This window comes from Marinobacter salicampi, assembly GCF_011074795.1.
Classification (GTDB): Bacteria; Pseudomonadota; Gammaproteobacteria; order Pseudomonadales; family Oleiphilaceae; genus Marinobacter; species Marinobacter salicampi.
Genome location: NZ_JAAMPF010000014.1, coordinates 36,476 through 55,590, shown reverse-complemented (window position 1 = coordinate 55,590; position 19,115 = coordinate 36,476). Strand labels below are relative to the sequence as shown.

The window sequence follows — 19,115 nt, the reverse complement described above, 5'->3', positions numbered from 1 at the left end:
CTTAGATCGCCCGGGCCTGGTCCGCTGCATCACCGATATAGCGGCCCGGAGTGAGATTCATAAGCTCGGCCTTGGCTGATTCCGGAATCTCGAGAGAATTTACGAAGGAGCGGATAAGCTCCGGCGTCATGGCCTTGCCCCGGGTAAGTTCTTTCAGTTTTTCATAGGGCTTTTCAATGTTATAGCGACGCATGACAGTCTGGATGGGCTCGGCGAGAACTTCCCAGGCCTGGTCCAGGTCCGCATCCAGGCGGGCAGCGTTCAATTCGAGCTTGCCCAGACCCTTGAGTGTCGCTTCATAGGCGATCAGGCTGTGGGCAAAGCCAACCCCAAGGTTTCGCAGCACGGTGGAATCCGTCAAGTCTCGCTGCCACCGGGAGATTGGCAGTTTGGCGGACAGATGGCTGAACAGGGCATTGGCGATGCCCAGGTTGCCTTCTGAATTCTCGAAGTCGATGGGGTTAACCTTGTGGGGCATGGTCGACGAGCCGACTTCACCCTCTACGGTCTTCTGCTTGAAGTATCCCAGTGATATGTAGCCCCAGATGTCGCGATCCAGGTCGATCAGGATGGTATTGAAACGGGCGATGGCGTCGTAAAGCTCCGCAATATAATCGTGGGGCTCAATTTGAGTGGTGTAAGGGTTCCAGCTAAGGCCAAGTCCTTCCACAAACTCCCTGGCGTTAACTGCCCAGTCAACGTTGCTGTAGGCCGAGATATGAGCATTGTAGTTACCCACAGCACCGTTGATCTTGCCCAGCAGCTCAACCTGGCGGATTTGGTGAAGCTGACGGCGCAGACGGTGGACCACATTGGCCATTTCCTTGCCCACGGTGGTTGGAGACGCCGTCTGGCCATGGGTACGGGAAAGCATGGGCTGATCGGCATGGGTATGGGCCAAGTGTGTCAATTGCTCAACAACCTTTTCCATCGCCGGCAGCAGGCCGTGGTCGAGGCCTTCGCGCAGCATCAGAGCGTGGGAGAGGTTGTTGATGTCTTCCGATGTGCAGGCAAAGTGAACAAACTCGGTAACAGCATGAAGCTCAGGCACATCGGCTATGCGGTCTTTGAGAAAGTACTCGACCGCCTTGACATCGTGATTAGTGGTCCGCTCGATGGTTTTGATGCTTTCGGCGTCTGCCAGACTGAACTCCGATACCACCTTATCAAGAGCCCCGTTAGCCTGGTCGGAAAATGCCGGCACTTCGGCAATACCCGGGTGGCTGGCGAGCTTCTGAAGCCAGCGTACTTCCACCGTCACCCGGTTCCTGATCAACCCATATTCACTGAATATCTCGCGAAATACGCGGACCTTATCGCCATAACGACCGTCGACCGGGGAAATGGCGGTCAGTGCAGTGAGTTCCATCGAAAACCTCTCAAATCATAAACGGGTGGGGTCGGTATGATACACAAGCTGGGCGCCGGTTTCAGTCCGTTGGTCCGTCGTAAACGGAGCGGTTTGCCTGTTCCGCCAGTTCACGGGCCTTGGCTATTATCCGGCTGCGGTAAAACACCAGATGCCAGCGCCGTCCGCCGGTCTGGCGCCAGAGAACAGCTGAGCGAATCCCCGCCAGCAATAGCGCCCGTACCCGGGCGGCATTGTCCTCTACCTGAAGCTGCTTCGGATCCCCGGTAACCTGAATCCGTAATCTGAAGGTACTGATGGTATCGGTGTAAATGGACGCCAGGTTCGCCACCAGGTTGTGATGGGTATACCCGAAATGACGGGCCGTGTGCCGGGCCTGCTCGATCCGGTCTGACAACACCTCGAGCATGTCCCTTCTTTTGTTGAGCCTAGCTTCCAGCTGAATCAGGTTCAGCCCATAACGCAATATATCAACATCCTGCCGGTGGCTCTGCTCAGTGAGTACGCTAACCAGGGCAGAGAGGCCTTCACGAAGATCCTTGAGCTCCCCGTAAACATCCAGCGTCGATTCCGGAGCGGTGGCGAACAGGGAGCGGAGGCTTGCCTCCAGCGAGCCTTCTGCGCACTGGCCCTGGTGAGCCACTTGCTGGACAAGGGCCGCGGCCTGGAAAACCCCGGCCAGGGCGAGGGTCTGGTCGTGCAATGATTTACTCAAGAGAAACTGCCTGTGTGAGCGGAAGGGGAGTGGAGCGATGGTCCCGCGCCAGTGGCGTCTCTGGCTGGCTCGTGCTCGCCATCGCGCCAGGTCTTCTCAATCACCCCGCCGCCGAGGCAGACGTCCCCTGAATACAGGACCAGAGACTGTCCCGGCGTCACCGCGCGCTGAGCGTCATCGAACACCACTTTGACGCCGCTTTCGCGCAGGGTCACTGTGCAGGGCTGGTCTGGTTGGCGATAACGGGTCTTGGCCATGCAACGGAAACTCTCTGCAGGGGCGCTCCCTGCCACCCAATCCACCGGCCCGGTCACCAGGCCCCGGGAGAACAGCAAGGGGTGCTGTTTTCCCTGGACAGCGATCAGCACGTTTCTCGACAGATCTTTCTCTGCCACGTACCAGGGCTCATCACCAAAGCTGCTAAGTCCTCCGATACCCAGGCCCTGGCGTTGACCGATGGTGTGATACATGAGGCCCTGATGGCGGCCAATCTGCTGCCCGTCAGGGGTTTCGATTGGGCCGGGCTGAGCTGGCAGGTATTGTTTCAGGAAATCGGTAAACTTGCGCTCGCCGATAAAACAGATGCCCGTGGAATCTTTCTTGTCATGGGTGACAAAGCCCTGCTCGGCAGCAATCTGGCGTACCACGGGTTTCTCGATTTCACCCACCGGGAAGAGGGTGCGGGCGATACGATCGCCGGACACGGCGTGGAGGAAGTAGCTCTGATCCTTGTTGGCATCCAGGCCTTTCAGTAATTCCGCCCGGCCGGAGCCGTCATCACACAGCCGCTGCCGGGCATAGTGACCGGTTGCTATGAAGTCAGCGCCAAGGGTCACCGCGTAGTCCAGGAAAGCCCGGAATTTGACCTCCTTGTTGCAGAGAATATCGGGGTTTGGGGTTCGCCCGGCCTGGTATTCAGCAAGAAAGTGCTCGAATACGCGGTCCCAGTACTCTGCTGCGAAGCTTGCGGTGTGCAGGGTAATGCCCATCTGGTCGGCAACAGCCTGGGCGTCCGCCAGATCCGTCATGGCCGTGCAGTATTCCGTGCCGTCGTCCTCATCCCAGTTTTTCATAAACAGGCCCTCAACGGCATAGCCCTGGGACTTCAGCAGCCAGGCTGCCACGGACGAATCGACGCCGCCGGACATGCCGACAATAACGCGGGTCTGGGAGTGGGGTTTAGTCATCATTAAAACCGAATCGCGGATGCCTGAGTGAGATGGTCTGAGTCCTAACGCCTGCCAACCTGACGAATCCAAACCGGCGACGTCAAAGGTGGCATTCTAGCACCTTCCGGGACCGTGCGTCTTTGCGTGCGCCGGTCACGCCTCGACGATCACATCCAGCGGGTACCGCCGCCCCTCCAGGTAGTCCTCTATACATTTCAGAACCAGGGGGCTGCGGAGGCTGGGGCCGCGTTCACGGACCTCCTCAAGACTGAGCCAGTGGGCCCGAATAATGTCGGAATCAAGCTCGCTCGACTGTCTGGCCAGCGCCCGGGCCGCGAAACAGAGCCGATAATAGGTAACGCCGTTGGCAGGCGCTGTGAAGGTGTAGAGCCCGAGAAAATACTCCGGCTCGACCTGCCAGCCGGTTTCCTCCAGAGCTTCTCTACGGGCTGCCGCAAGAATGGGCTCGTCTTTTTCCACGTGACCTGCAGGTTGATTGAATACGATCTTCCCGCCGCTGATTTCTTCCACCATTAGAAAACGACCCTGGTCATCTTCAACTACAACGGCAACGGTCGCGTGCGGGGTCCAGGTCATGGTCTTTTTCCTCGTGTTGGAGCCCTGGTTCTGTTGGGCATATGAATGGCAAGGGTCCGAGTAGTCCCCGGTGCCAGTTCGTCAAGGGTCCAGTTGCCCACACTGTAACGGATGAGCCGCAGGGTAGGAAAACCGGCTGCAGCGGTCATCCTGCGAACCTGTCTGTTTCTGCCTTCGGTGATGGTGAGACTGAGCCAGCTGGTAGGTATGGCCTTGCGCTCCCGGATCGGAGGCTGCCGAGGCCAAACATCAGGCGCCGCCATGGCCTTGGCGATCGCCGGTCGTGTTCGGCCGTCCTTCAGCTCGATACCGGCACTGAGCAGCTGCAAGGCGGCTCCGGTCAGCTCTCCTTCAACCTGGACCCAGTAGGTCTTGGGCATCTTGTGTTTTGGCGACGCGATTGTCTGCTGAAGTTGACCGTCATCGGTCAGCAGCAACAGGCCCTCGGAGTCAAAGTCGAGCCTGCCGGCGGGATAGATTCCGGGCGCGGAAATGAAATCCGCAAGAGTGGCCCGACCCTTGGGGTCGGTAAACTGGCACAGCACGTTGAACGGCTTGTTGAAAAGAAGCAGTCTGGCCATTAGCAAAGTCCAACGTCGGAGAATCAGGCGGTTATGCTACAAAAAATACCGCTCCTTCACTATACTGAAGATCACTTCCAGGGGGCATTGGAAGGCCAGTTCGGTCCGAACCGCTGCCCCCGAATACGCCAGAACCGGCATCCTCAGGGTGTGGCTGACCCGTAGTAATCGATAGTAATCAACCCTGACATTGGAGAATTCGCAGACAGTCAACCAGGACGGAGACAGGTATGGGATTCGATAAAATACTGGTGCCCACCGATGGGGACAGAATTACTGTTAACGCAGACCTCTCCCTGAATGTACCCAACCATCCCATTATTCCTTTTATCGAGGGTGATGGCATTGGCGCCGACATTACGCCTGTCATGCAGAAGGTGGTAAATGCCGCCGTGCTCAAGGCTTACGGTTCCAAGCGTTCGATTTCCTGGATGGAAGTTTATTGCGGTGAAAAAGCTACACGCATTTACGGACCTGATGTCTGGCTGCCGGAAGAGACCCTGGAAGCCATGCGTGAATTCCCCGTCAGTATAAAAGGTCCCCTGACAACACCGGTTGGAGAAGGTTTTCGCTCCCTGAATGTATCCTTGCGGCAGCGCCTGGATCTTTATGCCTGTATCCGACCGGTCCGTTATTTCAAAGGCGTTCCCAGCCCGGTAAGTCACCCGGAGCTCACCAATATGGTGATTTTCCGGGAGAATTCCGAAGACATCTATGCCGGCATAGAGTGGCAGGCAGATTCAGAGGAGTCTCGCAAGCTGATCCGGTTCCTCAGGGAGGAAATGGGTGTCACCAATATCCGTTTCCCGGATGTCTGCGGTATCGGAATCAAGCCCGTCTCGAAAGAGGGGAGCCAGCGCCTGGTTCGCAAAGCCATCGAATACGCCATCGAGAACGACAAACCCTCGGTCACTCTGGTCCACAAGGGCAATATCATGAAATTCACCGAAGGCGCGTTCAAGAACTGGGGCTATGAACTGGCAATAGAGCGATATGGTGCCGAGCCTTTTGAGGGCGGGCCCTGGCAGGTCATGAAAAATCCGCGCACGGGCCGTGACATAATCATTAAAGATGTGATTGCCGATGCGTTTCTCCAGCAGATTCTGATGCGGCCTGACGAATACAGTGTCGTTGCCACTCTGAACCTGAATGGCGATTATATTTCCGACGCCCTTGCAGCGGAAGTAGGGGGCATCGGCATTGCGCCAGGGGCGAACATGGGCGGATGCGTTGCCAACTTTGAGGCCACCCACGGGACAGCGCCGAAGTACGCAGGCCAGGATAAGGTCAATCCGGGATCACTGATTCTTTCTGCAGACATGATGTTGCGCCACATTGGCTGGACCGAGGCGGCAGATCTGGTGATCAGTGGAATGGAGGGTGCCATCGCAGCAAAAATTGTAACCTACGATTTCGAACGTCTGATGCCGGACGCCAAATTATTGAAGTGCTCCGAGTTCGGGGACGCAGTAATCAATAAGATGGGAACATAGGCGGGCGGGTGCACTGCAAAACCAGATAGAGTTAGTGGCTGCGGCGCCCTCCCAGCGTTGCTGGATAGACTCCGCAGCTCACAACCTTTCAGTTCATACGCGACTGGTCGTGCGCAAGAATTGTTAACCGTTTGCAGCACGCTTGTGGAGCGTATAGTCTGCTACTTCGGCTCGCTGCTGTTCAGAGGGCTGGGCCTCCTGCTTTTTAGCGGGCTGATCGGCCGGGGCGATGTTGACTGCGTGAACACCCTTGTCGCTGGGCTTCTTGTCAAAGGTGACCGCCTGGCCCGCCTTTAACGTTTTGTAGCCATCCATCTGTATCGATGAAAAGTGTGCGAACAGGTCGTCGCTGCATCCTTCTTCGATAATGAAGCCGTAACCCTTGGCATTGTTGAACCACTTTACCTTGCCGTTTGGCATATTGAACTCCTTGTCCAAGTCATTACCTAAGTTTTGGTTTTATTATTGGTGAAAGACGTAAATCGGTACCTGTCTTGACCGGAGATAGTAGACCCTCATTCCAGAATCTGAGAGTTCAACGTTTCCGGCTGATGACTGCGCTATGCTCCATATGCACATATGGAAGCAAAAATCCATCACAACACACAAATTTACAAAATTTCACATTGCAGTTACTACTTTTGACCAATATTCAACCGGAGTCAAGCCTCTATTGACGCTAGTCTGGCCTGACCTGGAATCGTTATGATGTAGGTCAACAAACGGGTGTCCTTGAAATCGGGCACGCCCGCAACCATCTTATTAACAGGCACCGAAATTCGGCAAGAATGATGCGGACTATCCAGGATTCTCTACTAGTATTAAATCATGGGGGCAGTGAAGAGCCAGGGCGCCGGGATGATCTTTCGGTTGCTCCTGCAAAGCCGGCCCTGAAGCGTCCCGCGCGGTTCAGAGTCATGCTGCTGAATGACGATTACACACCGATGGACTTCGTGGTCGAAGTCCTGATGACCTTTTTCGGAATGAATGAAGAGAAGGCGACGCAGGTAATGCTGCTCGTCCATACGCAGGGAAAAGCCGTATGTGGGGTGTATACCCGCGACATCGCGGAAACGAAGGCGGCACAGGTGAACCAATACTCTTCGGAGTGTGATCACCCGCTGCTTTGCGAGATTGAACGTGCGGACTGATAAACCTTGGGGTGGCACATGCTTAGCAAAGATCTTGAAATTACCCTGAACACCGCCTTTAAAAATGCCCGCGACAAACGTCATGAGTTTATGACCGTGGAGCATCTTTTGCTGGCATTGCTGGACAATGACTCCGCTCTGGGCGTATTGAAAGCCTGTGGCGCCGACCTGCAGCGGTTGCAGGAAGAGCTTGTTGAATTCGTGGATTCCACAACCCCGCTGATCCCAAGCAGCGACAGTGAGCGTGAGACACAGCCGACACTCGGTTTTCAGCGCGTGCTGCAGAGGGCTGTTTTCCATGTTCAGTCGTCGGGCAAGAAAGAAGTCACCGGCGCCAATGTTCTGGTTGCGATTTTCAGCGAGCAGGAAAGCCAGGCGGTTTATGTGCTGAAAAAGCAGAACATTGCCCGTATTGATGTGGTGAACTTTGTTTCTCATGGCATTTCCCGGGTGCAGGGCGCCGAGGACCAGGAAGGACCGGACCAGGCATCCCATGAGGAAGCCGGTGAAGAAAATGGCGCCACCAAACCACTGGAAAATTACGCGAGCAACCTGAACGAGCAGGCCCGGCAGGGTCGCATCGACCCGTTGATCGGTCGCGAACATGAAGTTGAACGGGTCGTGCAGATTCTCGTACGCCGTCGCAAGAACAATCCGTTGCTCGTCGGTGAGGCCGGTGTAGGCAAGACGGCTATCGCCGAGGGCCTGGCCAAACGCATCGTCGACCAGCAGGTTCCGGAGATTATCGCCGATGCGGTGGTGTATTCACTGGACCTGGGGGCGTTGCTGGCTGGGACCAAATACAGGGGTGACTTTGAAAAACGTCTGAAGGGGCTGCTGGCGGATCTTAAAAAAGAGAAGCACGCCATCCTGTTCATCGACGAAATTCACACCATTATCGGCGCGGGTTCCGCATCCGGCGGCGTAATGGATGCCTCCAACCTTCTCAAGCCCATGTTGAGTTCCGGTGAGATCCGGTGTATCGGCTCCACCACTTTCTCTGAGTTCCGGGGCATCTTTGAAAAGGATGCGGCCCTGGCCCGTCGTTTCCAGAAGATTGACGTGAACGAGCCCAGTGTCGAGGATACGTATCAGATCCTCAAAGGGCTGAAGCCGCACTTCGAGAAACATCACGATCTCAAGTACACCGACAAGGCGCTCAGGGTAGCGGCTGAGTTGGCGGCCCGGTACATCACCGACCGGCATCTGCCTGACAAGGCCATTGACGTTATCGATGAAGCCGGCGCCCGGCAGCGGCTGATGCCGGCTGCCAAGCGTAAAAAAGTGGTCGGTGTTTCGGCCATTGAGGATGTGGTTGCCACCATCGCGCGGATTCCGCCGAAGAATGTGTCCAGCAGCGACAAGGATCTTCTGCGCAACCTGGAGCGTGACCTGAAGATGGTTGTATTCGGCCAGGATCGCGCCATTGAGTCGCTGTCCACGTCGATCAAACTGGCCCGCGCCGGCTTGAAGGCGCCGGAGAAACCAGAAGGTGCCTTCCTGTTTGCCGGCCCCACCGGGGTGGGCAAGACCGAGGTTACCCGTCAGCTGGCCAAGGTTCTGGGCATCGAGCTGCTGAGGTTTGACATGTCTGAGTATATGGAGCGCCATACGGTTTCACGACTGATCGGTGCACCCCCAGGCTACGTGGGCTTCGATCAGGGTGGTCTGTTGACGGAATCCGTCAACAAGAATCCCCACTGTGTGTTGCTGCTCGACGAGATCGAAAAGGCCCACCCGGAGGTCTTCAACCTGCTGTTGCAAGTGATGGATCATGGCACCCTGACGGATAATAATGGCCGTAAGGCCGATTTCCGCCACGTTATTCTGGTCATGACCACAAACGCCGGTGCCGAAAACATGGCCCGTCGTTCCATCGGGTTCAGCAAGCAGGACCACAGCACGGACGGTATGGAAGTCATTACCAAGACCTTCACGCCGGAATTCAGGAACCGTCTGGATGGCATCATCCAGTTTGCCGACTTGCAGAAAGAAACCATCACCTATGTGGTGGACAAGTTCCTCACCGAGTTGCAGGCGCAGCTTGATGAGAAGCATGTTGCACTGCATGTGGACGAAGCCGCGAAGCTATGGCTTGCAGAGAAGGGTTATGACGTCACCATGGGTGCCCGCCCCATGGCTCGCCTGATCCAGGACAAGATCAAGCGGCCCCTGGCCGAGCAGATCCTGTTTGGTTCCCTGGCTGAGAAGGGTGGTGACGTTTATATCGGGCTGGAAGGAGATGAGCTGACTTTCGAATATGAGAGCGAAGCTGCAGAAGCGGTCTGATGCCTTAAGCTTCGGATAGAAACCATTAAAAAACCACGACTTCGGTCGTGGTTTTTTTGTTCCGTAGAACCCGACGTTTAACGGGCGCGGTAGACAATGCGACCTTTTGACAAATCGTAGGGGGTCAGCTCTACTTTGACCTTGTCTCCGGTCAGAATTCGGATGTAGTTTTTGCGCATCTTGCCAGAAATGTGTGCAGTCACCACGTGGCCATTGCTCAGCTCGACCCGGAACATGGTGTTTGGCAGAGTATCAAGAATGACACCCTCCATTTCTATAGCATCTGATTTCGCCATTCAGTAAAAACCTCGTTTGTGATCGTGTTGTGCGGCTGTGAAAAGGATACATTATAATAAATGCGCAATTCTGCCTGAATAACGCCCGTTTGGCAAAACTGATAGGCGCCAATGACCAGTGGGATGTGCTTATGCGGGCTCGGCCCCGTCATCCGGCAGGCTCTGCCAGCGCCCATCCAGCAGGGCCTCAATAGGACGAAACCGGGTCTTGTAACTCATCTTTCGGCATTCCTTTATCCAGTAACCCAGATAGACATAGGGAAGGTTCCGTCGCACGGCCTCTTCTATCTGCCAAAGTACCGCCAGGGTGCCGAGGCTGCGGCTGTTTTCTTCGGGTTCGAAAATCGTATAGATGGCGGATAAGCCATCGTCCAGGGCGTCTATAACAGCCAGACCTACCAACAGCTCTCCTTTTCGCATTTCTAGGAAATAGCTCTCTGTGGCACCGTCTACCAGAAACGACGCAAACTGTTCCCGCGTGGGCGGGTACATGTCACCATCGAAGTGACGTTCCTCAATATATCGGGCGTAAAGGGCATAGTAGCCCTCGGAAAACCGGGCGGGCACCAGGTTAAACGACAGGTCTGCGTTGCGCTTGATTACCCGCTTCTGGGACCGGTCAGGCCGAAATTCACGGGCGTCCAGCCTTACCGGGACACAGGCATTGCACTGTTCACAGTGAGGCCGGTAGTAATGTGATCCGCTTCTTCGAAAACCGAGTGCGGTCAGTTGACTGTAGAGTTTTTTATCGACGTTGGCCCGGGGGTCCACAAACATGGTGGTAGCCTCCCGGTCGTCCAGATAGCTGCACTCATGGGCAGGAGTTGCGAAGAAAACGAGCGTTTTAAGGCTACTCATCGACCATGCCTCGCATTGCTATGGAGGGTGGGCATATATCCAGGCTCAGGAACCGGGAAGTTCCGCTCAAGATCTGTCACCAGGCCACTGCCAGCGGAAATTCCACGACGCTTGGATGGGTTTTTCGGTCACCTGTTTTTCAATTATAGATAAAAACTCAGCGCGGGGAATGGTACGGGCGCCCATTGTCAGCAGGTGCCGGCTTTCAACCTGACAATCCATCATATGGAAACCCCACGCCTCCAACTGGTTGGCAAGATAGACCATCAGAACCTTCGAGGCGTCGGTTTCCACAGAAAACATGGATTCGCCAAAGAAACATCGACCCAGCGCAACACCATAAAGTCCCCCCACCAGTTCTCCAGCGCGATTACGCGCTTCAAAAGAATGGGCAAACCCCAGTTCATGCAATCGGGTGTAGGCGTCTTTCATGTCCCGGGTGATCCAGGTGCCCTCCGATCGCAGGTCAGCGCAACGGTTAATCACCCCGGAAAAATCCTGGTCCGCTGACACAGTGAAGGGGTATTTGTTCAGTGTCCGCCTGAGGCTCCTGGAAATGTGGATGTCCTGCGGGAACAGCACGCAGCGGGGGTCGGGAGACCACCAGAGTATGGGCTGATCGTCAGTAAACCACGGGAATATGCCACTTCGATAAGCCAGCAGTAGCCGGTCGGGGGAGAGGTCTCCCCCTAGCGCCAGAAGCCCGTCCGGTTCGTCAAGCGATTGCTCCGGCGGCGGGAACCAGAGCTCGTACGGGTCTAGCCAGGGCAAGGAGGTCATGGGACCAGTCTGCCTGGTTTAGCTATACTGATCGAGAAACTTCTCGGCATCCAGGGCCGCCATGCAACCAAAACCCGCGGATGTGACTGCCTGCCGGTAGACGTGGTCCGCCACGTCACCAGCGGCGAATACCCCCGGCACACTGGTTTGCGTTGCCATGCCTTCAAGGCCGGCACGGATTTTCAGGTAGCCGTTCTCCATGTCCAGTTGGCCCTGGAAAAGCTCGGTGTTGGGCCGATGTCCAATCGCGATGAAGACCCCTGCTAGTTGGAGATCCCGGGTAGTGTCGTCTTTGGTGCTGCGGATACGGATGCCGGTGACGCCGGTGCCATCTCCGAGGACTTCATCGAGGGTATGGTCCCACACCAGGTTCACATTGCCGTGCTCTGCTTTTTCGAACAGCTTGTCCTGGAGAATCTTCTCTGCCCGCAGGGTATCCCGGCGATGCACCAGGGTAACCTCATCGGCTATGTTAGAAAGATAAAGTGCTTCCTCAACTGCTGTATTACCACCGCCGATGACGGCAACCTTCTGCTTTTTGTAGAAGAACCCATCGCAGGTCGCGCAGGCGGAAACACCCTGGCCCTTGAATTTCTCCTCTGATTCCAGTCCCAGGTACATGGCCGAGGCGCCCGTGGCGATGATCAAGGCATCGCAGGTATATTCGCCGCTGTCGCCCTTCAATCGGTAGGGCCGGTCGTTCAGGTCAGCTTCATTGATGGTGTCGTAGACAATGCTGGTCTCAAACCGCTCCGCGTGCCGGAGCATGCGCTGCATCAGTTCAGGACCCTGGACGCCGTTGTCATCGCCGGGCCAGTTATCCACGTCTGTGGTTGTGGTAAGCTGGCCGCCCACTTCGATACCGGTGATCAGTGTCGGTTTGAGATTCGCCCGCGCTGCATAAACCGCTGCAGTATAACCGGCAGGGCCAGAGCCGAGGATGATGAGGGGTGAATGCTTGGTCTGGGTCATGTCGTTCTCTCTTAACGGGCTTAACGGGCTGAACGGGCTTGATGGGTATACGATCTGGTCGATACGGGATGCGCCAGGGCGCAGTAATCTTCGTGTCCGCTGATGTGGCAGCGAAGCCTAACATGGCCGCTGACGGTTACCATTCATTTGGGCTAATAGTATCTATTAAAAAGCCCTATTTATTGAATAACAGGGCTACTGGATAACCGGAACGGATGCCAGCAACTGGCGAATTCTTTCCGCGCTTTTGCCCGGCTCGCCCTGTTCCAGGCGATGTTCGGCCACCGAGGGAAAGACAGCCTGCACGTCATCGGGTAGTACGTGCTGCCGACCCGCCATCAGTGCCCAGGCCCGTGCCGCACGAACAAGACCCAGCCCGGCCCTGGGCGACAGGCCATAGACCAGCCCTGGCATGCGTCGGCTTTGCTCCAGCAACCTCTGGACATAATCAAGCAGTGCGGGACTGGTCGATACCTGCCTGGCGCCATCCTGAAGCGCCAGCAGCTCCTCATGACTCAGGGTCGGCTGCATCTGCTCGGTCAGCTGTCGGCGGTCTTCGCCCTCCAGCAGCGCTCGCTCTGCTTTTGGATCAGGGTAGCCCAGACGCAGGCGCATCAGGAACCGGTCAAGCTGGGACTCGGGCAAGGGATAGGTGCCGCCCTGTTCCAGCGGGTTCTGGGTCGCAATGACAAAAAATGGATGGGGCAGCGGCCGGGTCTGGCCCTCAATGGAAACCTGGCGCTCCTCCATAGCTTCGAGCAGCGCGCTCTGGGTCCGGGGCGAGGCCCGGTTGATCTCGTCGGCAAGCACGATCTGCGCGAAGATCGGCCCCTGGTGAAAGATCAGTTGGCCGGCCTGCTTGTCATACAGGGAGAAGCCCAACACATCCGCTGGCAGCAGGTCATTGGTAAACTGGATTCTCTGGTAGCTAAGACCCAGTGTCCTGGCAAGGGCATGACAAAGGGTGGTCTTGCCCATTCCCGGTATGTCTTCGATCAGAAGATGGCCCTGTGCGAGTAAGCTGCACAGAGAAAGCCTCACCTGCTGGTCTTTACCGAGAAGTATGCCGTTCAGTTGCGCGACGGTCGCGTCGGTCAGTTTTTTCATACTGCGATAGGTCCTGCCTAGTCCCGCACCCGTCGGACAAGATCTCCGAACGCGTCAATGCGGCGGTCCCTGAAGTGGGGCCAGATTCTCCGTATGGCTTCGCTTCTGGCACGGTCCAGGGTGGCGCTCAGAACAGATTCACTGTGATCGTCGGCTCTTGCAAGAAACTCGCCCTGAGGTCCGCAGATAAAGCTGTTACCCCAGAAAAGAATGCCATCACCCTGACCTGTCGGATCGGGTTCGGTGCCGATGCGATTGGGGGCGACTACCGGGAGGTTGTTAGCGACGGCATGACCTCGCTGGACGGTCACCCAGGCCTCGAGCTGCCGTTCGCGCTCGGCCGGGTCATCCGTGACATCCCAGCCAATGGCAGTGGGATAGATCAGCACCTCGGCGCCGGCCAGGGCCATTAATCGTGCGGCTTCAGGATACCACTGGTCCCAGCACACCAGAACACCCAGGCGTCCGACCGACGTATCGATAGGCGTGAAGCCACTCCGGCCATCATTTCGTACCGCATCGCCAGGGGTAAAATAGAATTTTTCATAAAAGCCTGGGTCGTCGGGGATATGCATCTTGCGGTAGGTGCCTGCGATGCTTCCGTCCCTCTCAAATACCACGGCGGTATTGTGGTAGACGCCATTCATGCGGCGCTCGAAAATAGAGCCCACCAACACAATGCCGAGTTCCGCAGCCAGGGCACCCAGGCGGTCACTGGTAGGGCCGGGGATAGGCTCTGCCAGTTCAAAAATATCAACGTCTTCGGTCTGGCAGAAGTACAGGGTTGCGTGCAGCTCCTGCAGAACCACCAGCTCGGCACCGTCAGAGGCCGCAAAACGCACCAGACGCTCGGTGGTGGCAAGACTGGTCTGCTTGTCGCTGCTGCATGCCTGCTGGATGGCAGCGATTCTGAGATCGGGGGTTCTCGACGTCTGGGGCATCGTGGCCTGGGTCATAGCTGAACGACTCCTGCGGGAAGCTGCATGGTGACGCAGTGAAGGCTGCCGTGCTGGGCGACCAAGGCCCGGCAGGGTATGGGCACGATTTCCCGTTCCGGAAAGATTCTGGCCAGGGCAGCCACCGCAGCCTCATCCTGAGGGACATCGTAAACCGGTAACAGTACGGCATTGTTGATGATCAGGAAATTGGCGTAAGTGGCCGGCAGCCGTTCGCCTTCACTGTTAAAGACTGGCTCGGGCCAGGGCAGCGGGGTCAGCCGGTAGGGCGACCCATCAGCCCGGCGGAACTGGCCCAGCTCATCCTCCATCGCAGAGAGAGCGCCGTAATGCTCGTCTTCAGGATCATCACAGCGGACATAGCAGATGTGGTCCCGGGCACAGAAGCGGGCCAGGGTATCAATATGGCTATCGGTATCATCGCCGGCCAGGTAACCATGGTTCAGCCATAGTACCCGGTCCACACCCAGGGTTTCGGACAACAATTGTTCAATTCCGGCACGGTCGAAATTAGGGTTCCGGCTAGGGGTAAGCAAGCATTCGCTGGTAACAAGCAGGGTGCCTGCGCCATCCGACTCTACCGAGCCTCCCTCAAGCACGAACTCTACCGGCACAAAAGGAGTGTCACCGAAACAGCCCTGCTCGGAAAGCAGCCGGTTCAGTACATCATCTTTTTCATGGGGAAACTTGCCGCCCCAGGCATTGAAGCGGAAATCCAGCAGCTCCTGACCCTGGTCGCTGAGAACGGCAAGGGGGCCATGATCGCGAGCCCAGGTGTCATCGGCAGGCGCAGCTACCACCCGTGCCCGTCCGGGCAGGGAATGATCGGCAGAGTACTGGTCAAGGGTGGTCTGCAGCTGCAGGACGCGTTGCGGATCCTCGCAGCTGATCAGCACATGCTCAAAGCGCAAAACGGCCTGGGCGATGGCCATGAAGACCGGCTCCACCTCAGCGAGGACCTCACTCCAGTCAGTGCCACGGTGCGGCCAGGTCAGCATGACGGCGCTCTGGGGCGCCCATTCAGCCGGCATAAGACGTGTTGTGCTCAAATTGCAGTTACCTTTCCAGAATGGCCATCAGGTGTTCGGAGCCAGGGCAAGCCCGGGGCCCTTATCGGTCGGGTTCAAAACCGCATGAATGACTTTGTTGGCCTCAAAGTACACGACAAAGTCGGGATAGATCCACTGGCTGATCGGGGGTTCCCCCACCGGTCCTTCTTTAGCCTCAGGCGCGCCGAAACTCTGGCGGACCGTGTCCTGGCTCTGACCATGATTGGGCAATTGGCGACTGTCTCTCTCACCAGCCTGGCTCATGACCGGAATAACTGTCTGGTCAGCCAGTGTGATCGCCGGCATGGCCGGCCCCAACAATACGATGAGCGAGGCTGTTTTCAGGCTAATTCTGATCAATGATCTCATCTGGAAGAACTCCTGACATCTTCACAATAAACCGTCCTGGAAACCGACAGAGGCGCCAGTGACCCGGGCAGACGTGTATAAAGCTTAATTTCAGCATTCAATCTTAGAGAAAGTAGCGTCCCGGCTCCACGTTCAAGTGGCTTTACTCGGTTTCATTTTGTTGTCGGGCCCGGATTTGCCAGCGCATGATGTGCTTTGCTATCTGTTGACGGTCGCTGTCATAAAGGCGGGTAAACTCAGTGTGAACCCTCGTGGTTCCTGTATCTTCAGGAGCCACGTCGACTACTTGGGCAACCGCCTCGGGCCGGTAAAGTTCAGGGGGCAATGTCATTCTCAGGGCAACCAGATCACCGACCGCGAGGGCGCCAGCGGAGACGTCAAAGGCGACACCGCCCTCGCTCAGGGTCACCCGTTGCCAGTCTTGCTGTTGCAACGGATTTTGCTCAAAGGCCATAATGCGCGCCAACGCGTCGACCTTGTGGTTGAGTGACTTGAGCAGATTGCTAAGCAGGCGATCCTTGTCGGCAAGGCTGGCCAGCTGATTGCGGACATCCAGGTCAATTCTTTTCAGCTCGTCACGGAGGCCAGCCAGGCGGTCTTCTCCAAACGGTATGGTGGCATCATCCTGATCGTTGGGAAGCTTGATGTATTCAAGGCCAATACAGTCCTGAATGCGAAAGTAATCCCGGCGGTCGGTCGATAAATCTGCACCCATTGGGGCCTCTCAAGGGCTTTTCCGGACGCTTCAGTTGAAGGCCCTGAATTGGTACAACCGGTGTCAAACGCCACCGGCACGAGGATAGTAGTTCTGGAATACAAGTTTAACAGCTTCCCATGGGCTTGTACCTTGGCCGGGAAGATCCGATGAAATCCGGGAGGCGGTAGGTCCCAACCCATGTTCAAACCTTTATCACTGTACATCGGCTTGCGATATACCGCGGCCAAACGGCGCAACCATTTTATTTCCTTTATCTCCCTTACCTCAATGATCGGTCTGATGCTCGGCGTTGCCGTGCTGATCATCGTGTTGTCGGTGATGAACGGCTTCGACCGGGAACTCAAACAGCGCATTCTCGGGATGGTGCCCCATGCGGTTATCCAGGGTGATGATGTGCTGGAGGACTGGCAGCGGGTTGACAGCATAGCCACCGAGCACCCCTCTGTTATTGCGGCTGCGCCTTTTGTTCAGGGCCAGGGCATGGTGACAGGCAGCGGCAATGTGCGCGGGATCATGCTGAACGGCGTTCTGCCCGAGGAAGAGCGTACCGTCTCCATCATCGAGAATCATATGATTGACGGCAAGCTGGATGACCTGAGGTCCGGTGAATTCGGCATCATCGTTGGCAAGCTGATGGCCTCGAGCCTGAGACTTCAGGTGGGCGATCGGGTCACCGTGGTGATGCCCGAGGCTACCGTGACACCCGCTGGCGTATTGCCGAGGCTCAAGCGATTTACCGTCAAGGGGATTTTCAGCGTCGGGGCGGAGCTGGATGGCAACTATACTCTGGTGCACATGGACGATGCCTCCAAGCTGATGCGGACCGGGGGCAAGGCCCAGGGCGTCAGGATTCTGGTCGACGATCTTTTCAAGGCCCCTGCGGTTGCCCGTGAGGTAGCCGAGAGTATGGATGGGCGCTTCTTCGTGTCGGACTGGACCCGAACCCACGGCAATCTGTTCCAGGCCATACGCATGGAAAAAACCATGATCGGCCTATTGCTGATGTTCATCGTGGCTGTGGCGGCATTCAACATTGTCTCCACCCTGGTGATGGTGGTGACTGACAAGAAAGCGGACATTGCGATCCTGCGGACCATGGGCGCGACACCTGGCCGCATCCTGCGCATATTCATTGTTCAGGGGGCCGTGATCGGGATCGTTGGCACGCTGATCGGGACTGTTCTGGGTGTGCTCGGGGCGAATAACATAAGTGCGTTCATCAGCTGGCTCGAGGTTGTGCTGGGGCACCAGTTCCTGAATGCCGATGTCTATTTTATCAGTTACCTGCCGTCCCAACTCCAGTGGCGGGATGTCTACATCATAAGCGGTGCCGGCTTGGCGATGAGCCTGCTGGCAACGATCTATCCGGCATGGCGCGCGTCCCGCGTCGATCCGGCGGAGGCCCTGCGCTATGAATAATACCCAGCACGCTTCAGATCAGCCCACAAGAGTTATCGAGTGTGCCAAGGTCACCCGCAGCTACAATGAGGGCCCGGGCAAACTGACCATTTTCTCCGATATATCGCTTCAGGTAAGTGCCGGTGAAACCGTTGCCATTGTCGGCACCAGTGGTGCGGGCAAAACCAGCTTGCTGAACCTTCTGGGGGGCCTCGACAAGCCAACGTCCGGCTCGATTGCAATCTGTGGCCAGGATATGCACCGGCTGGGCGAAGCGGCGAGGGCCCGCTTCCGTAACCGGTACCTGGGTTTTGTCTATCAGTTCCACCATCTGTTGCCCGAGTTTACAGCCCGGGAAAACGTCATGATGCCGTGTGTGCTTGGTGGTCTCTCCACCCGGGAGGCAAAACGTCGGGCCGAGGCCATGCTGTCGGAAGTCGGGCTGAGCCCGCGTTTGGCCCACAAGCCCGGTGAGCTGTCAGGGGGCGAGCGCCAGCGTGTCGCCATTGCCCGCGCACTGGTTAATGAGCCTGAGTGTGTTCTGATGGACGAGCCCACGGGTAATCTTGATGACAGCACGGGTGAAAGTGTCCATCATCTTATCGAATCATTGAGGGATCAGTTGGGTATCGCTTTTGTGGTGGTCACCCATGACATGGCCATGGCAAAAAGCCTGGGTCGGGTTCTGCGGCTTGAGCACGGGCAGCTGGCAGTTCAGCATCCTCTGGACTAGTCGAACCTGTGCTCATTTCTTCTGGCCCAGTCGGACCTGACTTTGCGGCGCCACAGGAGTTGCAGCAACAGGTAACTGATGCAGCCGGCAAAGGTGGCGGTGACGAGGGAGCCGAAATAAAGTGGTATGCCTATATCCATGATCCTGCTGCTCAGCCATTCCCAGGAAAGCTGGAATTCAAAAGCCAGCACGGGCCGCCCCAGCAGCCAGGCACCCAGCTTGTAGTTGAAGTAAAAAATGGCTGGCATGGTTAGGGGGTTACTGATCCACACCAGGGCGACCGATAACGGCAGGTTGGCATTGAGCCACAGGGCAAAGAATGCTGCAGCCACCATCTGGAAGGGCATGGGAATAAAGCACCAGAAAATGCCGACCATAAAGGCACGGGATACGCCATGACGGTTGATGTGCCAGAGATTGGGTTCATGAAGAATATCGCCGAGAAAATGCAGGGAACGGATTCCCCGTATTTTATCCGGCGTAGGCAGGTAGCGTTTCATGAACTTCTTCGGCAT

General features: G+C 56.7%; 21 protein-coding genes. 5 read left to right on the top strand and 16 right to left on the bottom strand.

What is annotated here, in order from left to right; genetic code table 11:
- Nucleotide 1: 1 nt before the first annotated feature.
- The 5 genes from purB to G7W63_RS07185 all read right to left on the bottom strand — a co-directional run bounded on the left by purB (nucleotide 2) and on the right by G7W63_RS07185 (nucleotide 4,431).
- On the bottom strand, nucleotides 2-1,369 hold the full coding sequence (gene purB, locus G7W63_RS07205; RefSeq protein WP_166255387.1) for an adenylosuccinate lyase: 1,368 nt from the start codon (nucleotides 1,367-1,369) through the stop codon (nucleotides 2-4).
- A gap of 61 nt (nucleotides 1,370-1,430) precedes the next feature.
- On the bottom strand, nucleotides 1,431-2,084 hold the full coding sequence (gene hflD, locus G7W63_RS07200) for a high frequency lysogenization protein HflD (RefSeq protein ID WP_166255384.1): 654 nt from the start codon (nucleotides 2,082-2,084) through the stop codon (nucleotides 1,431-1,433).
- Nucleotides 2,081-3,271: a tRNA 2-thiouridine(34) synthase MnmA gene (mnmA, locus tag G7W63_RS07195; RefSeq protein WP_166255381.1), complete on the bottom strand. Its 1,191-nt coding sequence runs from the start codon at nucleotides 3,269-3,271 to the stop codon at nucleotides 2,081-2,083. The genes hflD and mnmA overlap by 4 nt, the downstream gene beginning before the upstream one ends.
- A gap of 135 nt (nucleotides 3,272-3,406) precedes the next feature.
- The gene (locus G7W63_RS07190; RefSeq protein WP_166255378.1) at nucleotides 3,407-3,850 is read right to left on the bottom strand and encodes an NUDIX hydrolase; all 444 of its coding nucleotides are present in this window, start codon (nucleotides 3,848-3,850) and stop codon (nucleotides 3,407-3,409) included.
- Nucleotides 3,847-4,431: a pseudouridine synthase gene (locus tag G7W63_RS07185; RefSeq protein ID WP_166255375.1), complete on the bottom strand. Its 585-nt coding sequence runs from the start codon at nucleotides 4,429-4,431 to the stop codon at nucleotides 3,847-3,849. The genes G7W63_RS07190 and G7W63_RS07185 overlap by 4 nt, the downstream gene beginning before the upstream one ends.
- A 230-nt stretch (nucleotides 4,432-4,661) precedes the next feature.
- On the opposite strand from G7W63_RS07185, the gene icd reads away from it, so the two are divergent.
- Nucleotides 4,662-5,924: an NADP-dependent isocitrate dehydrogenase gene (icd, locus tag G7W63_RS07180; RefSeq protein ID WP_166255372.1), complete on the top strand. Its 1,263-nt coding sequence runs from the start codon at nucleotides 4,662-4,664 to the stop codon at nucleotides 5,922-5,924.
- Between the two features lie 123 nt (nucleotides 5,925-6,047).
- Here the strand turns inward: icd and cspD are convergent, their stop codons facing one another.
- A complete protein-coding gene (gene cspD, locus G7W63_RS20115; protein ID WP_166255369.1) occupies nucleotides 6,048-6,344 on the bottom strand; it encodes a cold shock domain-containing protein CspD in 297 nt (98 codons plus the stop codon).
- Nucleotides 6,345-6,715: 371 nt separating this feature from the next.
- On the opposite strand from cspD, the gene clpS reads away from it, so the two are divergent.
- Both clpS and clpA read left to right on the top strand, forming a co-directional pair.
- Complete coding sequence (gene clpS, locus G7W63_RS07170) at nucleotides 6,716-7,075, top strand: ATP-dependent Clp protease adapter ClpS (protein ID WP_166255730.1); 360 nt, start codon at nucleotides 6,716-6,718, stop codon at nucleotides 7,073-7,075.
- An 18-nt stretch (nucleotides 7,076-7,093) separates the two neighbouring features.
- The gene (gene clpA / locus G7W63_RS07165) at nucleotides 7,094-9,364 is read left to right on the top strand and encodes an ATP-dependent Clp protease ATP-binding subunit ClpA (RefSeq protein ID WP_166255366.1); all 2,271 of its coding nucleotides are present in this window, start codon (nucleotides 7,094-7,096) and stop codon (nucleotides 9,362-9,364) included.
- 77 nt (nucleotides 9,365-9,441) lie between these two features.
- Here the strand turns inward: clpA and infA are convergent, their stop codons facing one another.
- From infA to G7W63_RS07120, 9 genes are all read right to left on the bottom strand, one after another.
- Nucleotides 9,442-9,660 carry a translation initiation factor IF-1 gene (gene infA, locus G7W63_RS07160; protein WP_166255363.1) on the bottom strand — a complete coding sequence of 73 codons (219 nt, stop codon included), beginning with the start codon at nucleotides 9,658-9,660 and terminating at the stop codon, nucleotides 9,442-9,444.
- Between the two features lie 129 nt (nucleotides 9,661-9,789).
- The gene (locus G7W63_RS07155; RefSeq protein WP_166255360.1) at nucleotides 9,790-10,518 is read right to left on the bottom strand and encodes an arginyltransferase; all 729 of its coding nucleotides are present in this window, start codon (nucleotides 10,516-10,518) and stop codon (nucleotides 9,790-9,792) included.
- A 66-nt stretch (nucleotides 10,519-10,584) separates the two neighbouring features.
- A complete protein-coding gene (gene aat, locus G7W63_RS07150) occupies nucleotides 10,585-11,298 on the bottom strand; it encodes a leucyl/phenylalanyl-tRNA--protein transferase (protein WP_166255357.1) in 714 nt (237 codons plus the stop codon).
- 18 nt (nucleotides 11,299-11,316) lie between these two features.
- Complete coding sequence (gene trxB / locus G7W63_RS07145) at nucleotides 11,317-12,270, bottom strand: thioredoxin-disulfide reductase (RefSeq protein ID WP_166255354.1); 954 nt, start codon at nucleotides 12,268-12,270, stop codon at nucleotides 11,317-11,319.
- A gap of 195 nt (nucleotides 12,271-12,465) precedes the next feature.
- Nucleotides 12,466-13,377, bottom strand: a complete 912-nt coding sequence (locus tag G7W63_RS07140) for an AAA family ATPase (RefSeq protein WP_166255351.1) — start codon at nucleotides 13,375-13,377, stop codon at nucleotides 12,466-12,468.
- 17 nt (nucleotides 13,378-13,394) lie between these two features.
- Nucleotides 13,395-14,333: a carbon-nitrogen hydrolase gene (locus tag G7W63_RS07135; RefSeq protein WP_242634345.1), complete on the bottom strand. Its 939-nt coding sequence runs from the start codon at nucleotides 14,331-14,333 to the stop codon at nucleotides 13,395-13,397.
- Nucleotides 14,330-15,364 carry an agmatine deiminase family protein gene (locus G7W63_RS07130; protein ID WP_166255724.1) on the bottom strand — a complete coding sequence of 345 codons (1,035 nt, stop codon included), beginning with the start codon at nucleotides 15,362-15,364 and terminating at the stop codon, nucleotides 14,330-14,332. Before G7W63_RS07130 ends, G7W63_RS07135 begins: the two co-directional genes overlap by 4 nt.
- A 45-nt stretch (nucleotides 15,365-15,409) precedes the next feature.
- Nucleotides 15,410-15,751, bottom strand: coding sequence for a hypothetical protein (locus G7W63_RS07125; RefSeq protein ID WP_166255348.1), 342 nt, complete (start codon nucleotides 15,749-15,751; stop codon nucleotides 15,410-15,412).
- A 142-nt stretch (nucleotides 15,752-15,893) separates the two neighbouring features.
- A complete protein-coding gene (locus tag G7W63_RS07120; RefSeq protein WP_166255345.1) occupies nucleotides 15,894-16,466 on the bottom strand; it encodes a PilZ domain-containing protein in 573 nt (190 codons plus the stop codon).
- A 180-nt stretch (nucleotides 16,467-16,646) separates the two neighbouring features.
- Between G7W63_RS07120 and G7W63_RS07115 the strand changes: the two genes are divergently transcribed.
- The gene (locus tag G7W63_RS07115) at nucleotides 16,647-17,888 is read left to right on the top strand and encodes a lipoprotein-releasing ABC transporter permease subunit (protein WP_166255342.1); all 1,242 of its coding nucleotides are present in this window, start codon (nucleotides 16,647-16,649) and stop codon (nucleotides 17,886-17,888) included.
- Complete coding sequence (locus tag G7W63_RS07110) at nucleotides 17,881-18,600, top strand: ABC transporter ATP-binding protein (RefSeq protein WP_166255339.1); 720 nt, start codon at nucleotides 17,881-17,883, stop codon at nucleotides 18,598-18,600. Before G7W63_RS07115 ends, G7W63_RS07110 begins: the two co-directional genes overlap by 8 nt.
- Here the strand turns inward: G7W63_RS07110 and G7W63_RS07105 are convergent.
- A complete protein-coding gene (locus G7W63_RS07105) occupies nucleotides 18,597-19,115 on the bottom strand; it encodes a DUF2062 domain-containing protein (RefSeq protein ID WP_166255336.1) in 519 nt (172 codons plus the stop codon). The two genes, G7W63_RS07110 and G7W63_RS07105, sit on opposite strands and share 4 nt — an antisense overlap.

Excerpts from the sequence above, each read along its gene's own strand:
- G7W63_RS07120 (WP_166255345.1), bottom strand. The coding sequence starts at position 16,466 with ATGGGTGCAGATTTATCGACCGACCGCCGGGATTACTTTCGCATTCAG.
- cspD (WP_166255369.1), bottom strand. The coding sequence starts at position 6,344 with ATGCCAAACGGCAAGGTAAAGTGGTTCAACAATGCCAAGGGTTACGGC.
- G7W63_RS07110 (WP_166255339.1), top strand. The coding sequence starts at position 17,881 with ATGAATAATACCCAGCACGCTTCAGATCAGCCCACAAGAGTTATCGAG.
- purB (WP_166255387.1), bottom strand. The coding sequence starts at position 1,369 with ATGGAACTCACTGCACTGACCGCCATTTCCCCGGTCGACGGTCGTTAT.
- icd (WP_166255372.1), top strand. The coding sequence starts at position 4,662 with ATGGGATTCGATAAAATACTGGTGCCCACCGATGGGGACAGAATTACT.
- G7W63_RS07185 (WP_166255375.1), bottom strand. The coding sequence starts at position 4,431 with ATGGCCAGACTGCTTCTTTTCAACAAGCCGTTCAACGTGCTGTGCCAG.
- G7W63_RS07135 (WP_242634345.1), bottom strand. The coding sequence starts at position 14,333 with ATGACCCAGGCCACGATGCCCCAGACGTCGAGAACCCCCGATCTCAGA.
- clpA (WP_166255366.1), top strand. The coding sequence starts at position 7,094 with ATGCTTAGCAAAGATCTTGAAATTACCCTGAACACCGCCTTTAAAAAT.
- G7W63_RS07190 (WP_166255378.1), bottom strand. The coding sequence starts at position 3,850 with ATGACCTGGACCCCGCACGCGACCGTTGCCGTTGTAGTTGAAGATGAC.
- clpS (WP_166255730.1), top strand. The coding sequence starts at position 6,716 with ATGCGGACTATCCAGGATTCTCTACTAGTATTAAATCATGGGGGCAGT.
- G7W63_RS07155 (WP_166255360.1), bottom strand. The coding sequence starts at position 10,518 with ATGAGTAGCCTTAAAACGCTCGTTTTCTTCGCAACTCCTGCCCATGAG.
- G7W63_RS07125 (WP_166255348.1), bottom strand. The coding sequence starts at position 15,751 with ATGAGATCATTGATCAGAATTAGCCTGAAAACAGCCTCGCTCATCGTA.
- mnmA (WP_166255381.1), bottom strand. The coding sequence starts at position 3,271 with ATGACTAAACCCCACTCCCAGACCCGCGTTATTGTCGGCATGTCCGGC.
- G7W63_RS07115 (WP_166255342.1), top strand. The coding sequence starts at position 16,647 with ATGTTCAAACCTTTATCACTGTACATCGGCTTGCGATATACCGCGGCC.
- G7W63_RS07140 (WP_166255351.1), bottom strand. The coding sequence starts at position 13,377 with ATGAAAAAACTGACCGACGCGACCGTCGCGCAACTGAACGGCATACTT.
- trxB (WP_166255354.1), bottom strand. The coding sequence starts at position 12,270 with ATGACCCAGACCAAGCATTCACCCCTCATCATCCTCGGCTCTGGCCCT.
- infA (WP_166255363.1), bottom strand. The coding sequence starts at position 9,660 with ATGGCGAAATCAGATGCTATAGAAATGGAGGGTGTCATTCTTGATACT.
- G7W63_RS07130 (WP_166255724.1), bottom strand. The coding sequence starts at position 15,364 with ATGCCGGCTGAATGGGCGCCCCAGAGCGCCGTCATGCTGACCTGGCCG.
- G7W63_RS07105 (WP_166255336.1), bottom strand. The coding sequence starts at position 19,115 with ATGCCGAAGAAGTTCATGAAACGCTACCTGCCTACGCCGGATAAAATA.
- aat (WP_166255357.1), bottom strand. The coding sequence starts at position 11,298 with ATGACCTCCTTGCCCTGGCTAGACCCGTACGAGCTCTGGTTCCCGCCG.